This window comes from Deinococcus sp., assembly GCF_030523985.1.
Lineage (GTDB): Bacteria > Deinococcota > Deinococci > Deinococcales > Deinococcaceae > Deinococcus.
Genome location: NZ_JAUNHK010000036.1, coordinates 11217 through 24938, shown reverse-complemented (window position 1 = coordinate 24938; position 13722 = coordinate 11217). Strand labels below are relative to the sequence as shown.

The 13722-nt window shown below is 67.5% G+C and carries 12 protein-coding genes, 1 pseudogene and 1 riboswitch; all 13 genes and pseudogenes read left to right on the top strand.

All coding sequences use genetic code 11. From position 1 onward, the window contains the following. Nucleotides 1-74 precede the first annotated feature (74 nt). Nucleotides 75-320 (top strand): annotated as a pseudogene (locus tag Q4C89_RS07275) (IS6 family transposase); the annotation flags it as partial. Nucleotides 321-366: 46 nt separating this feature from the next. Beyond that, nucleotides 367-488, top strand: a riboswitch (adenosylcobalamin-variant (AdoCbl-variant) riboswitch). 119 nt (nucleotides 489-607) lie between these two features. Continuing rightward, complete coding sequence (locus Q4C89_RS07270) at nucleotides 608-1591, top strand: HoxN/HupN/NixA family nickel/cobalt transporter (RefSeq protein ID WP_303101944.1); 984 nt, start codon at nucleotides 608-610, stop codon at nucleotides 1589-1591. Beyond that, the gene (locus Q4C89_RS07265; protein WP_303101943.1) at nucleotides 1588-2274 is read left to right on the top strand and encodes a cobalt-precorrin-7 (C(5))-methyltransferase; all 687 of its coding nucleotides are present in this window, start codon (nucleotides 1588-1590) and stop codon (nucleotides 2272-2274) included. The genes Q4C89_RS07270 and Q4C89_RS07265 overlap by 4 nt, the downstream gene beginning before the upstream one ends. Next, entirely contained in the window at nucleotides 2271-3905 is a 1635-nt protein-coding gene (locus tag Q4C89_RS07260) for a precorrin-8X methylmutase (protein WP_303101942.1), read from the top strand. The genes Q4C89_RS07265 and Q4C89_RS07260 overlap by 4 nt, the downstream gene beginning before the upstream one ends. Beyond that, entirely contained in the window at nucleotides 3906-5102 is a 1197-nt protein-coding gene (gene cbiD, locus Q4C89_RS07255) for a cobalt-precorrin-5B (C(1))-methyltransferase CbiD (RefSeq protein WP_303101941.1), read from the top strand. Continuing rightward, on the top strand, nucleotides 5099-5851 hold the full coding sequence (gene cobI, locus Q4C89_RS07250; protein WP_303101940.1) for a precorrin-2 C(20)-methyltransferase: 753 nt from the start codon (nucleotides 5099-5101) through the stop codon (nucleotides 5849-5851). Before cbiD ends, cobI begins: the two co-directional genes overlap by 4 nt. Beyond that, nucleotides 5848-6681, top strand: a complete 834-nt coding sequence (gene cobM, locus Q4C89_RS07245; RefSeq protein ID WP_303101939.1) for a precorrin-4 C(11)-methyltransferase — start codon at nucleotides 5848-5850, stop codon at nucleotides 6679-6681. The genes cobI and cobM overlap by 4 nt, the downstream gene beginning before the upstream one ends. After that, a complete protein-coding gene (locus Q4C89_RS07240) occupies nucleotides 6678-7418 on the top strand; it encodes a cobalamin biosynthesis protein (protein WP_303101938.1) in 741 nt (246 codons plus the stop codon). Before cobM ends, Q4C89_RS07240 begins: the two co-directional genes overlap by 4 nt. Nucleotides 7419-7654: 236 nt before the next feature. Further along, a complete protein-coding gene (cobJ, locus tag Q4C89_RS07235) occupies nucleotides 7655-9283 on the top strand; it encodes a precorrin-3B C(17)-methyltransferase (RefSeq protein ID WP_303101937.1) in 1629 nt (542 codons plus the stop codon). Further along, nucleotides 9280-10389, top strand: coding sequence for a GTP-binding protein (locus Q4C89_RS07230; RefSeq protein WP_303101936.1), 1110 nt, complete (start codon nucleotides 9280-9282; stop codon nucleotides 10387-10389). The genes cobJ and Q4C89_RS07230 overlap by 4 nt, the downstream gene beginning before the upstream one ends. A gap of 31 nt (nucleotides 10390-10420) precedes the next feature. Next, entirely contained in the window at nucleotides 10421-11923 is a 1503-nt protein-coding gene (cobA, locus tag Q4C89_RS07225; protein WP_303101935.1) for a uroporphyrinogen-III C-methyltransferase, read from the top strand. Between the two features lies 1 nt (nucleotide 11924). After that, nucleotides 11925-12581: a 5,6-dimethylbenzimidazole synthase gene (gene bluB / locus Q4C89_RS07220; protein ID WP_303101934.1), complete on the top strand. Its 657-nt coding sequence runs from the start codon at nucleotides 11925-11927 to the stop codon at nucleotides 12579-12581. Further along, nucleotides 12578-13722, top strand: a 1145-nt coding sequence (locus tag Q4C89_RS07215) for a cobaltochelatase subunit CobN (protein ID WP_303101933.1), incomplete at its 3' end; no start/stop codon positions are given. The genes bluB and Q4C89_RS07215, both read left to right, overlap by 4 nt.

Below are 13722 nucleotides of genomic sequence, written 5' to 3'. Positions count from 1 at the left end.
CCCAAAGTGATCTCCACTAACGTCTGCTCTCATGACTTTTATCAGGCCGTAAGCTTTGGGTAGCTTGGTCTGTCGTGTCTGCCGATGTGCAGCATTACCGTCACCGTTTTCATAGAAGCATCATCCAGCACGCGGTTTGGCTCTACCACCGCTTCACCTTGAGCTACCAAGATATCGAAGAATTGCTTTTCCAGAGAGGAATTCAGGTCAGCCATGAGACCATTCGTTACTGGTGCGAGAAATTCGGTCCTACCATCACGAAGGAACTCAGGAAACGGGAGCCACGATATGGCTCCCGTTGGCATCTAGACGAGGTGTGCGTGGCTGCTCAGGCCAGTCTCTGTTCACTGTCAGTTATAATCGCCCTACCTGAATGAGGGGAAGTCCAGTGAAATTCTGGCACTGTTGCGCAGCGGTAAGCAGCGATGAAGCTGACAAGTCCGAATGCCTCTCAGGGACGTTCCCGTGTGGAACACCTCTCGCCAAAAGAGGGCCGTCAAAGCCGCGTCTGTGTTCAACCGCGTCTGGTCCCCTTGCACCAGCGCGGTTTTGCGTCTTCCGTGCTGCTGCTCTTTTCCCAAGATGCCCCTGCACCGAGGACGCCCCTTTGACCCAGACCGCCTCCCCGCCTGTGACCGCCCGCGAAAGCCTGCGCTGCGGCACACCGTATTTCGCAATAGTCGCGCTGCTGCACCTGTTGGCGCTCACGCTGTGGGTGCCCGCCGCCCTGTCTGCGCCGCTGCTGTGGGGCTTGGGCTTGACCGCCTACCTGTTCGGCCTGCGCCACGCCTGGGACGCCGACCACATCGCCGTGATTGACAACACCTCGCGCAAGTTGTTGCTGCTGGGCCGCCCCGCTTACGGCGTGGGGCTTTATTTCAGCCTGGGTCATTCCAGCGTGGTTTTTCTGATGGCGATAGCGGCAGCCCTGCTGGGTCAAAAGCTGCTGGGCGAACAAGACCGCATCGGCGTTTTCGGCGGCTGGGTGGGGCCTTTTGTGGCGGGAGCCTACCTGCTGACGGTGGCGGTGGTCAACCTGCATTCCACCTGGCAGCTGCTGCGTTCCGGCAGCGACCATCCGCACCACCACGGCGGCTTCCTGGCCCGATTGATGGCCCCGCTGATGGCCCTGGTGGGGCAGCAATGGCAGGTGTTTCCGCTGGGCTTCCTGATGGGACTGGGCTTCGATACCGCCTCCGAGGTGGCGCTGCTGGCACTGGCGGGGCAGGCCGGGCAGCAGGGCCTGAGCTGGGCGGGCATCCTCTCGCTGCCGCTGCTGTTCGCGTCGGGCATGACGTTGCTGGACACCATGGACGGGGTAGCGATGACCCACGCCTACCGCTGGGCGCTGCTCGACCCTGGCAAAAAACGTGCCTACAACCTCCTGGTCACGGGCCTATCCGGACTCATTGCGCTGGTGATTGGCGTGGTCACGCTGACCCAGTGGGCGGGCGAGCACTTCCCCCGGCTGGCGCTGGGCTGGGCCGAACACTGGGACGTGTCCGCACTGGGCTTCTGGCTGGCAGGGCTGACCCTCGCCATTTTCGGGTTCGGCGTCTGGAAGCTGGGCGGGAAAAGGAGAAAAGCATGATTGTTTGCGTCGGCGCTGGCCCAGGGCACCTCGACTATCTCACCCGTGGCGGCGCGGCCCACATTGCGGGCGCGGACGTGGTGGCGGGGTTCGACGCGGTGGTGGACATCGTGCGGCCCCTGATTCCGCCTTCGGCGCAGGTGGTCACAATGGGCTACCGGAACCAGGTCGAGCGGCTGGAAGAAGTCGCCAGGCTGCACCAGGCGGGCCAGAAGTGCGTGGTGGTCTTCATGGGCGATATCCATTTCAGCGGGTTTCAGTACCTGGAACGGGTCGAACGGGCCTGCGGACACCGGGTCGAGACGGTGCCGGGCATCTCCAGCGCCCAGATTCTGGCGAGTCGGGGCCGCGTGTGCTTCGACGAGACCACCTTTTTTACCTTCCACCGCCGGGGCGACCTGACCCCCTTCAAAACCCACCTGCGTGACGTGCTGGCGGCGGGGCGCAACGCCATCGTGATTCCCCGTCCGTGGGACTTCATGCCGAAGGACGTGGCGGCCTATCTGCTGATGCACGGCACCAGTCCCGCGCACCGCGTGGAGGTCTGGGAGAACCTGACCCGCGCCGACGCCGAGTGGGAAGGGACGCTGGGCGAACTGGCCGGGCGCGAGTTTTCGGACATGAGCATCTGCCTGATTCGGGCCTTGCAGCCGATGGCGACAGGTCTGGAGGGAGAAAAGTGAGTTCAGAACCCGCCCTCCTGCTCGCCGCGCACGGGAGCCGCAACCCGGCCAGCGCCGAGCAGTTTGCCGAACTGGTCGCGGAAATCCGCCGCCTGTCGCCTAGGCGCGTCGTCACCCACGGCTTTCTGGAATTCAATACGCCCACCATCGCCGAGGCCGCTCAGCAAGCCGCCGCGCTGGGCGCACGGGAAATGGTGCTGGTGCCCGGCATGCTGCTGGCGGCGACCCACACCAAAAACGACCTGCCCAGCGAACTGAAGGTCTTGAGAACCGAGCTGCCGGACGTGACCTTTCACGCGGCGGCGGCGCTGGACCTGCACCCGCTGCTGCTGGAACTGTGCCGTGAGAGGTTGCTGGAAGCCGAAGCTCTGGCCCAGTCCGACCCGGCCCAGTCCATCCCGGCCCAGACCAATCCGGCCCAGACCGGGCAGGGCGAAGTGCGGCGTGACCAGACGCTGCTGCTCGTCGTCGGGCGCGGCACCACCGACCCCGACGCCAACGGCGATATTCACAAGCTGGCCCGTTTTCTGGAAGAAGGCATGGGCTACAGCGGCAGCCTGGTCTGCTATTCGGGCACCGCCAGGCCGGACTTGCCCACGGGTCTGGCCCGCGCCGCCGCCCTGGGCTTCGGGCGGGTGCTGGTGCTGCCCTACCTGCTGTTCGAGGGCGTGCTGTCGGCGCGTATCGCGGCAGCCGTGGCGGCGGCGGGGCAGCGTTTTGCGGGCACACGCTTTGCCCTGGCCCGCGTGCTCGGCCCCGACCCCAGGGTGGCGCGGGTGCTGATTGAACGCGCCGAACAGGGCGTGCAGGGGCTGGGCAACATGAACTGCACCCTCTGCAAATACCGCGCCCAGGTGGTCGGTTACGAGGCCGAACAGGGCGCGCCGCAGGTCGGGCACCACGGCGGGGTGAGGGGTCAGGCCCCCACGCGCCAGAGTGAGAAAACGTCCATCCCCTTCTACGAGCCGCATCCGATTGAGGCGCAGTCGTTCGACATTATCGGGGGGCTGCGGGACTGGGACAGCGTGCCGCCCGAGAACCGCTACGCCGTGCAGAGGCTGGTGCATACGGCGGGCGACATCGACATCGTGGACGACCTGTTTTTCTCGTCCGGGGCGATGGAAGCCGGAATCATGGCGGTGCTGCGCGGCCTGACGGTGGTCACCGACGTGACGATGGTACAGACCGGCCTCAAGCGGGAGGTTCTCGGGCGGCTGGGTGTACCGACCTGGTGCGGCGTTCACGACCCGGAGACGCACCTGCTCAGCCGTCAACTGGGCCTGACCCGCTCGGCGGCGGGCATTCGCCGCGCTTACGAGAAGTTCGGCAACGACTGCATCGTGGCGATTGGCGACGCGCCCACCGCCATTTTCGAAGCGGTGCGTCTCATCCGCGAGCGGCACTGGCGGCCTGGACTGGTGGTCGGGCTGCCCGTGGGCTTCGTGGGCACGGTGGAGAGCAAGGCCGCGCTGCGCCGCTGCCTGAGCGTGCCGCGCATCACCAACAGCGGCTACCGTGGTGGCAGTCCCTGGGCCAGCAGCGTCGTGAATTCCTGCCTGATTGCGGCGCAAAACCGTCTGGCAGCGGTGACGGCCCCCCAGCTTCCCTCTGAAGCGGAGTCAGGTCGCTGAGTGCGCCCGCCTGGTTCAGCCGCTCAGGGGCGTCCCGTTGGGCCTGCGCCGACCAATGCCTTCTCGTTCCAGGGCCGGGACGCGCCGGAGCCGCTCAATCCGCAGGGCCTGCGCCGGGGCTTTACGACGGGCAGCGCGGCGGCGGCGGCGCTGGCGGCGGCCCTGGCCTTGCTGGAACGGGGCGAGCGGCGCAGGAGGGTGACGGTGCGCCTGCCGGATGAAGTGGCCCTGACGGTGCAGGTTCAGGCGGTGAGGGTGTTGGAGGGCGCCAGCGCCTATGCCGAGGTCGTCAAAGACGGCGGCGACGACCCCGACGCCACGCACGGGGCGACCCTCTGGGTGAGGGTGTCGCGCTTGCCTCCCGGCGCGGCCATGACCTTTCACGCGGGCGCGGGCGTGGGCACCGTGACCCGCCCTGGCCTGCGGCTGCCGGTGGGCGAGCCCGCCATCAACCCCGTTCCTCGCCAGATGCTGCGCTGGGCGGCGCTGGACGTAGCCGGCCACGAGGCCTACGCGGTGACGGTCGGCTGCCTGGGCGGAGAAGCCATCGCCCGCAAGACCTTCAACCCGCGCCTGGGCGTGGTCGGGGGCATCTCCATCCTGGGAACGAGCGGGGTGGTCGAGCCGATGAGCCTGGAAGCGTATGCCGCGTCGGTGGAAGTGTACGTGCGCTTCGCAGCGGCGGGGCGGCCCCAATTGATGGCGCTGACCCCAGGCAAACTGGGCCGCGACTACGCCGAGCGCCTGGGCCTGCCCCGCGCCGAGATTGTTCAAATGTCCAATTTTGTCGGGGCGGCGCTGGACGCCCTGCAAAGCGCCCTGCAAGCCGACAGCTTCGAGCTGCCGCACCTGCTCGTTGCCGGTCACCCCGCCAAGCTCGCCAAGGTGCTCAATGGCGACTGGAACACCCACAGCGCCCACAGCGGCATGGCGATGAACGCGCTGGCGCGGGTGGCGGCGCAACTCGGGCTGGCGGAACCGCTGGTGCAGGCGCTGGCGGAGGCCAACACCGTAGACGCCTGCGTGGACGTGCTGGCCCCGCACCCCGACGGGCCGGGGCTCTGGCAGGAGACCGCCCGCCAGATTGCCGGGTTGTTCGCCGAGCGTGTCCCCAGCGTCCGGCGACTGGAAGTGGCCCTGTTTGCGCTGGATGGCCGCGCGCTGTCGAGCTTCACCCATCTCAAGGAACCCCTGTGACCGACTCTCCCTTTTCCTATACGGCCCAGCCCACCTTCTACGGCCTCGGCGTCGGCCCTGGCGCGGCGGGCCTGCTGCCGGTGGCGGCGCTGGAGATTCTGGAACGCGCCGACCTGATTTACACCCCCCGCTCCAGAGTCTCTGAAAGCTCGGTGGCGCTGCACGCGCTGCGGGGTCTGCCCTTTGACCGCGCCAAGGTTCGCAAAGTGGAATTCAACATGGACGGCGACGACGTGCGTTTGGGCGAGCATTACGCGCAATTGGCCCGCGAGTTGGCAGCGCACGGGCGGCGGGGCCTGAGCGTGGCTTACCTGACCATCGGAGACGCGATGACCTACAGCACGCTGGGCTACTTGGCCGCCGCGCTGCGCCGCGAGTGCCCCGAGTGGCCTCAGCGCCTCCTGCCCGCCCCCACCAGCTACGCCACCGCCGCCGCGCTGACCGGGTTTTCGCTGGGCGAAGGCAAAGAGCGGGTGCTGATTTTGCCCTGCCCGGACGACCCTTCTACGCTGCCTGCCGATATTGCCGCCAACGACGTGCTGGTGCTGATGAAGGTCGGCAAGCGCATGGGCGCGGTGCTGTCGGTGCTGCGCGACCTGGGCATCACCGAACACTGCGCCCTGGCCCACCGCATCGGGCTGGACGGCGAAGTGGTGTTGCCCTCGCTGACCGGGCTGACCGACCCCGCCCGGCTCGGCTACCTCAGCGTGCTTCTGATTCGCAAAACCAGCCCTCGGAGATTTGCATGAACATCACCCCTCACCCCGACCCTTCCAAACCTGACCCGGCCCGCGTCTATTTCATCGGCGCTGGCCCTGGCGCACCCGACCTCATTACGCTTCGCGGAGCCAAGCGTCTGGCAGAGGCCGACCTCATCCTGTACGCGGGGTCGCTGGTGCCCGAAGCCGTGCTGGAGCACGCCCACCCGAACGCCGAACGACTGAACACGGCGGGCATGAACCTGACCGAGCAAGTGTCGGTGTACGAGCGGGCCAAACGCGATGGGCTGAAAGTGGCGCGGCTGCACAGCGGCGACCCGGCCATCTACGGAGCCACCGCCGAGCAAATGCGCCTGCTGCGGGAGCTGGAGCTGCCTTACGAAATCGTGCCGGGAGTCAGCAGCTTTACCGCTTGCGCCGCCGCGCTGGAGGCCGAACTCACGCGGCCCGAGGTCACGCAGACCATCATCCTGACCCGTGCCTCGGGACGTGCCAGCCCCGTGCCAGACGCCGAAAGTCTCGCCAGCCTCGCGGCGCACCGGGCCAGCCTCTGCATTTTCCTGGGTGGGGCACAGCTGCGTGAGAATGTCGCCACCCTGCTCCAGCATTACCCCCCTGAGACGCCCGCCGCGCTGGTGCAGCGGGCCTCGCAGCCCGAAGAGCGGCGGCACGCGGCCCCGCTGGGACGGCTGCTGGACGGACTGACCCTCAGCGAGTGGCAACTCACGACCATGCTCCTCGTCAGCCCGGCGCTGGGCCGTGTGGAGGAGCTCAGCGCCCTGAGCCGCCTCTACGACCCGCAGTACGCGCACCGGTTTCGCCGCGCTCAGGCCAGCCCGGCGGGAGCTGATCCGGAATGACGCCCGGCGTGTGGCCCGTACGCCGCGAAACCGAACCCTTGGCGCAGCGGCTGGCGCAGGGGCTGGGCGGCGCACTGCACCGGCCCTGGCTCCTTCCCGAGCGGCAGGCCACGCAGTTTGCCGCCGCGTTCAGGGGGCATCCCGCCTGGGTGTTGATCGGGGCGACGGGCATCGCCACGCGCTTTCTCTCCGGCCTGCCGCAGTCCAAGCACACCGACCCCGCTGTGGTGGTGCTCGACGACCACGCCCGCTTTGCCGTCGCGCTGCTGGGCGGTCACGAGGGCGGCGGCAACGCGCTGGCCTACGCGGTGGCCCGCCTGACGGGAGCCGTGCCTGTGGTCACGACCGCCACCGAAGCCGTCAAGCCGCTCACCCTGGGTATCGGCTGCCGGCGCGGGGTGAGCGGAGCCCGGATTCAGGCCGCCGCCGAGCACGCGCTGGGCGGGCGCCGCCTGAGCGAAGTGCGCGAAGTGGCGACTGTGGACCTCAAGGCGAATGAGCCTGGGCTGCTGGCCTTTTGCCAGGAGCACGGCCTGGCCCTGCGCGTGTTCGCCGGTGCTGACCTGCAAGCGCGGCCTTTCGTGACTCGTCACAGCGACTGGGTGCAGCAAAACGTCGGCCTCAGCGGCGTCTGCGAACCGTGTGCCCTGCTCGCCAGCGTGCGCGGGCGGCTGCTGGTGCCCAAAACGGCCCTGGACGGCGTAACGGTGGCGGTGGTGGCCGATGACTTCGTTTAGCAATGTCAAAGGGTCAAGGATCTAAGTGTCCAAGAAGCCCAAAACCATATCAATCCCTCCCTTCCCCTTATACGGGACTGGGCTTTACTCCGCACATCCGAGGAAAGCGCCCGAATGCGCTTCGCGCCGCCCAGCCCCGTATTTTCTTCTCCTCGCCCTGCTCGGAAAAACAGTTTGGATGCCCAAACTATTTTTCGAAGCCGTATTAGACCCTTCACCCTGCACAGGAGCCATCCATGTCCCAACCCGATCCCATCCCACACGGCAAACTCAGCCTGGTTTCTGTCGGTCCCGGCACGCTGGAACTCGTGCCCGAACGCGCCCGCCGCGCCCTGAGCGAAGCCGACACGGTCGTCGCCTACGACCTGTATCTGACCTGGGTGCGGCCTCTCCTGCGGCCCGAGCAGGAGATCCTGACCCCCCCGCTGACCCAGGAAAAGCACCGCGCCGAACTCGCCATCTCGCACGCCGCGGCGGGTCGTCGGGTGGCGCTCGTCAGCAGCGGCGACATCGGCATCTACGCGATGGCGGGGCTGGTCTTTGAGGATCTGCCTGCCGACCCGCCGTTTGAAGTCGAAGTCATTCCCGGCATTACCTCGGCCACCGCCTGCGCCTCGCTGCTGGGGTCGCCGCTGACCCACGACTTCGCTACGCTCAGCCTCTCGGACCTGCTGTGCCCGTGGGAGTGGATCGCGTCGCGCGCCTCGCACATCGCCCAGGCAGATTTGGCGTGCGTGCTGTACAACGTCCAGAGCAAGGCGCGCCCAGACGGCGTGTACCGGGCGCTGCGGCTGATGCTGGAACACAAAAGTCCCGAAACGGTATGCGGCGTGGTCCGCAACGCCTACCGCGAAGGCCAAGAGGTGCGCGTCACCACCCTGGGCGAGTTGCTGGAGGCGCAGTTCGACATGCTGACCACCATCGTCATCGGCAACCGCTTTACCGCCCGCAAGGGGCAGTGGATGTACACGCCACGCGGCTACAACGACTGGCAGCCCGGCGGGCAGAGGGCCGAACAGGCGCATGAATCTGCGAAGCCTGAATCTGGATCCAACTCGGACTCCAATTTCGCCCCCGCCGTCTGGGTGTTCGGCGGCACGGGGGACGGCAACGCGCTGGCGCTCGCGCTGGCCGAGTCGGGGCAACGGGTGATGCTCAGCGTCGCCAGCGAACTGGGGCAGGTGGTGGCTCCGCAGCATCCGCACCTGCACCTGTACAGTGGCCCCAGTGGGGTGCAGGCCCGTCGCTTGGCCCTGAGAAGCGCCCTGGCCGTGGTGGACGCCACCCACCCGTATGCCGCCAGCATCACCACGCAGTTACAGGAATTGGCCGCAGAACTGCAGGTGCCGTACTACCGCTACCAGCGTCCCAGCAGCCTGCCTGCTGATCGCCGTGGGGCGGGCGTCCACCTGGTCGCGGACTTTGCCGAGGCCGCCAGGGTCGCCGCCGCCTACGGGCGGGTCTTTCTGGCCACAGGCAGCAAAGATCTCGCCACGTTCGTTCAGGCCGCGCCGCACGCTGAAACCTATGTGCGCCTGACCCCGCAACCCGCCGTCATCGAGCGGGCGCTGGCCCTGGGTGTTCCTGCGAGCCGAATTTGCGCGGCGCTCGGCCCCTTCTCGCGCGAGTGGAACGTGGCCCAGTGGCGCATGTGGGGCATCGGGGCCGTGGTGACCAAGGACAGCGGCGACGCGGGCGGATTTACCGACAAGCTGGAGGCCGCCCGCGAACTGGGGGTGCCGCTGATCGTGGTGACCCGCCCACCGGCCCCGGCGGGCGCCTTCGCCGATGCCGGGGCGCTCAGAGAGGCCCTGAGCCGCGAACTGTCTCGCCCGTCTCCCACCCCCAGAGAGGAGCACCTATGAACCAGAGTCGTCTTCCGGCCCACACGTTCAAGACCCCTGTCACCATCGTCACCGGTTTTCTGGGCAGTGGCAAAACCACCCTGCTTCAGAACCTGCTCGGCCAGACCCATGACCGCACACTGGCGATCATCGTCAACGAATTCGGCGAGGTCAGCATCGACGGCCCGCTGCTCGACACCCGCGCCGAGGGCGTGGAACTGCACGACGTGCAGGGCGGCCTGCTGGCCTACGGCGGCGAGGGCGACGCTTTTTACCGCACCCTGGGGGCCCTGCGGCGCCGGCGTCATACCTTCGACCACGTGCTGATCGAAACGAGCGGGCTGGCGGTGCCGACCGCGGTGATGGTGGCGCTAGAGTCACCCGAATTCGCCGCCGATTTCGTGCTGGACGCCACGTTGGTGGTGGTGGATACGCCACTGATGCTGTCGGGCGATTTCGATGCCCCGCAAGACGAGGCCGCCGCCCGCGTCTTCGATGCTCAACTTGAATATGCCGACGTGGCTGTGCTGAACAAAATTGACGCGCTGAGCGACGCCGAGCTGCTCCAAGCCGAAGCCGACGTTCGGGAGCGGGCGCCCCGCGTGCGGTTTCTGGAACTGGCCTACGGCGCCCGCCTGGACACGCAACTGACACTGGGCCTCAACCTGCACGGCAACCGCCGCAGCGCCGTCCACCAGGCCCCGGTCAGTGGCACGCCCGGCGACTTCGCCCAGCCGCTGCACGACCACTCCAGCGTGGACGGGCACTCGCACGGCGACATGGACGCGCATGTCCACAGCCTCAGCACCCACCAGCATTTTCACGAGCACGACCCCGGCTGGCAGTCTTTCCGGCTGACCAGTGACCGCGTGCAGGACGTGCCGAGGCTGCTGGGAACCGTGCAGAACGTGGCCCGCGTCTTTCCCGTGTTGCGCGTCAAAGGCTTTGTCAACGGCACGGACGGCGAGCGGCACGCGGTGCAGGCGGTACGTTCGCGCATTGAGAGCAGCCCCGCCCCTGCCCGGACTGGCGCCCCCAACGAACTGATTTTCATCGGCTACCACATCAGCCGCAAAAAGGTGATCGAGGCGCTGCAAAAAGCCCTGCCTGCGGAGCAGTGGCATTGATCAGGGAGAAGACGGTGAGAGGAAGTTACAAATGACGGCCTTCGTGTCGCTGATTGGGGGCGGTCTGGGCGACGTGGGACTGCTGACCCTAAGGGGCCGGGCAGCATTGGAACGGGCCGACGTGGTGCTTTATGACGCCCTCGCCAACCCCGAACTGCTGCAGTTCTGTCCGGAGGCGCAAAAAATCTATGTCGGCAAGCAGGGCTTCGGGCCGCAGACGCCGCAAGGGGACATCCACAGGCTGCTGCTGCGGCACGCGCTCGCGAACGGGGGGCAACGGGTGGCGCGGCTCAAGGGCGGCGACGCCTTCGTGTTCGGGCGGGGCGGCGAAGAAGCCCTCGCCTGCGCCGAGGCGGGGATTCCCTTTGAAGTCATTCCTGGGGTCAGCAGCGCTATTGCCGCCGCCGCCTACGCGGGCATTCCCGTCACCCACCGGGGCGTCGCCCGCCATTTCAGCGTGGTGACCGGGCACGACCTGGGCGGCGCCCACCTGCCCACCCACCTCGCCCACGCCGACACGCTGGTCATTTTGATGGGCCTGCGCAGCGTGGCCGACATAGGTGCCTCTCTGCTGGCGGCGGGGCGCGCTCCGCAGACCCCTGTCGCGGCGATCGAGCGGGCCAGCCTGCCCGGTCAGCGCGTGCTGCGAACGACCCTGGGCCAGATGGCTCAGGCCGTGACCGACGCGGGCATTCAGCCCCCCGCCGTCCTGATTGTGGGTGAGGTGGCGGCCCTGCACGAGCGGCTGAACTGGTTTCGGTCCGTGCCGCAGCCGCTCTCAGGCCGCTCCATCGTCGTGACGCGCACCCGCCTGGGTCAGAGCCCTCTGGCCCGGATGCTGCGGGAGCGCGGAGCCGCCGTCACGGAAGTGCCCCTGCTGCAGTTTTCCACGACCTGCCGCTCCAAAGAACTCATTGCGGGCGTGCGGGAGCACCGGGGCTGGGTGGTCTTTTCCAGCGAATATGCCGTGACTGCCTTTTTCGACGAGCTGCGCCGGGCTGGACTCGACGGGCGGGCGCTGGCCTCTCTGAAATTTGCGGCCATCGGCACAGGCACCCAGGCGGCGCTGGCGGCCCATCAGGTCAGGGCCGATTATGTTCCGCCGCGTTCCGGAGCGGGGTTTGTGGGCCAGGGCCTGCCTGCCGGGGCGGGTGAACTGGTCGTGCACTTCGGCGCCCAGCACCCGGACGCGGCCCTGCAAGCGGCCCTGAATGCCCGTCAGCTGGACTACCTGCTGCTGGAAACCTACAGGACTACCCCCGCCGTCCTCAGCCCGGTTCAGCGAGAGGCCCTGGCGGCGGCAGAGGTGGTCACGCTGTCTTCCAGCATCGCGGCCAGGGCGCTGGCAGAAGTGGCGGGCACGGATTACCCGGTATTGTCGATTGGCCCTCAGACCACGGCGGCGGCGCGGGCGGCGGGTTTTACGCGTCTGACCGAGGCCTGCCGCGCCGACCTGGAGGGCATGGTCGCTGCGGTGCTGGAAGAAAGGGGAAAAGGTGCGGTGGAAGCCGTGCCGCAGGATTGGGGAGGATGAGATGCACAGTCCAGTAGACGGGCCAGCGGGCACGCCAGACAACACCGCAACTGAGGCCGACCGCGACGCCCTGTGGCGGGTGCTGCGGGCGCGGCGCGACCATCGCCATTTCCGGCCCGACCCGGTGCCCCTGGAGATTCTGAAGCGGCTGCTGGGCGTGTTCGAGGTCGCCCCCAGCGTAGGTCTGAGCCAGCCCTGGCAGGTCACGGTGGTCACGCGCCCCGAACTCAAGGAGGCCGTCTACGCGAGTTTCGCTGGGGTACGCCAGGAGGAGCGGGAGCGTTTCGCCGGGGAGCGGCGCGAACGCTACGACGCCCTTAAGCTGGAGGGCATCCGGGAAGCGCCGGTGGGCCTGCTGGTCAGTTTTTTGCCGCCCCAGGAGGCCACGCTGGGCACCACCAGCATGAGCGCTGCCCTGGAATACAGCGTGGTCAGTGCCATCACCCTGCTGTGGCTCGCGGCGACGGCAGAGGGCCTGGGGCTGGGCTGGGTCAGCCTGGTGCGGCCCGCCGAGCTGCGGAGGTTGTTGGATTTGCCGGACCGGGCGCAGCCGCTGGCCTACCTCTGTCTGGGCTACCCGGCCCTGGAACTGTGGGAGCCGCTGCTGCAAACCGTCGGCTGGGACACGCGCAAGCCCTTGGAGGTGGAGTGGAAATGACTGCACCCACCCCCAGAAAACCCAGTTCGAGGCAACGGGTCACCCGCGCCGATGGACGCACCATCAACGTCGTTCGTAAGCGTGGGCACCTGACCTATTGCTTCCACGGCTGCTGCTGCGGGCGCACCGACAAGGGTTACCCCGCCGCGCCTGCAGACGCGTACAAGCACGAATGGCTACGGCGCAAGATGCGAAACCACGTTCACCTCACCAAGGGTGGCTGCCTCGGCCCCTGCGCCCTGAACAACGTGGCCCACCTGGTGTTCGACGGCTACGACGTGTGGTTTCACTCGGTGAACGACGCGTGGCTGGTGACGGCCATTTTCGAATACATAGACGCCATGCTCGCTGCGGACGGTTATCTGCCCGTGCCGCCCGAACTGATCGAATACACCTTCAATTACTACACCTGGGACGCGGCAGCGGGGTCGGTGGCGGGCGAGGACGTCCTGGCGACGCTGGAGACGCCTGACGAGCTGAGCGGCTTCGCGCTGCTCTCGCACGCGGACACCGACCTGCTCAACCTCCGGGCGGCCCGTGAAACCCTGCCAGGCGACTTCGGCCCCGTCACGGGCGCGGCACTCGGCAGTCTTCGGAGCGAAGGGCAGATGGCCACGCTGCTGTCCGGGCCGGTGGGCCGCGCTGAAGTGATCGTGCTGCGGATTCACGGACAGGCGAAGGCGATCACCGGGCTGGAATTGCTGCTTTCACACGCACAGAAGGCGGGGCAAACCGTCCTCTTGCTGAGCGGTACGAACGAACCTGACCCCGAACTGGCCCGCCTCAGCCTCTTTCCGATAGGCGCCGCGCCTGCGCACACGCTGGACACCGCGCTGAAGTACCTCGCGGCGAGCGGCTGGCAGAACATGCGGGAACTTTTGCTGTCTCTCTCGGACACCTTACGGCTGACGGGCTACGGTGCCCAGCCCCCACTGGCCTTGCCGGAACACGGGATTTATCACCCGCAGTTGCCTGAGAACGCGACCTTGACGGACTGGGAACGCTGGCGCGACCCGCAGCGTCCTGCGGTCGGCATCCTCTTTTACCGCGCTCACGCCCTGAGCGGCAATACTGCCTTCATAGACTCGCTGATTGAAGCCCTGGACGACGCCGGAGCCGACGCGCTGCCGGTTTTCACGAC

Excerpts from the sequence above, each read along its gene's own strand:
- Q4C89_RS07265 (WP_303101943.1), top strand. The coding sequence starts at position 1,588 with ATGATTGTTTGCGTCGGCGCTGGCCCAGGGCACCTCGACTATCTCACC.
- cobM (WP_303101939.1), top strand. The coding sequence starts at position 5,848 with ATGAACATCACCCCTCACCCCGACCCTTCCAAACCTGACCCGGCCCGC.
- Q4C89_RS07240 (WP_303101938.1), top strand. The coding sequence starts at position 6,678 with ATGACGCCCGGCGTGTGGCCCGTACGCCGCGAAACCGAACCCTTGGCG.
- cobJ (WP_303101937.1), top strand. The coding sequence starts at position 7,655 with ATGTCCCAACCCGATCCCATCCCACACGGCAAACTCAGCCTGGTTTCT.
- Q4C89_RS07230 (WP_303101936.1), top strand. The coding sequence starts at position 9,280 with ATGAACCAGAGTCGTCTTCCGGCCCACACGTTCAAGACCCCTGTCACC.
- cobA (WP_303101935.1), top strand. The coding sequence starts at position 10,421 with ATGACGGCCTTCGTGTCGCTGATTGGGGGCGGTCTGGGCGACGTGGGA.
- bluB (WP_303101934.1), top strand. The coding sequence starts at position 11,925 with ATGCACAGTCCAGTAGACGGGCCAGCGGGCACGCCAGACAACACCGCA.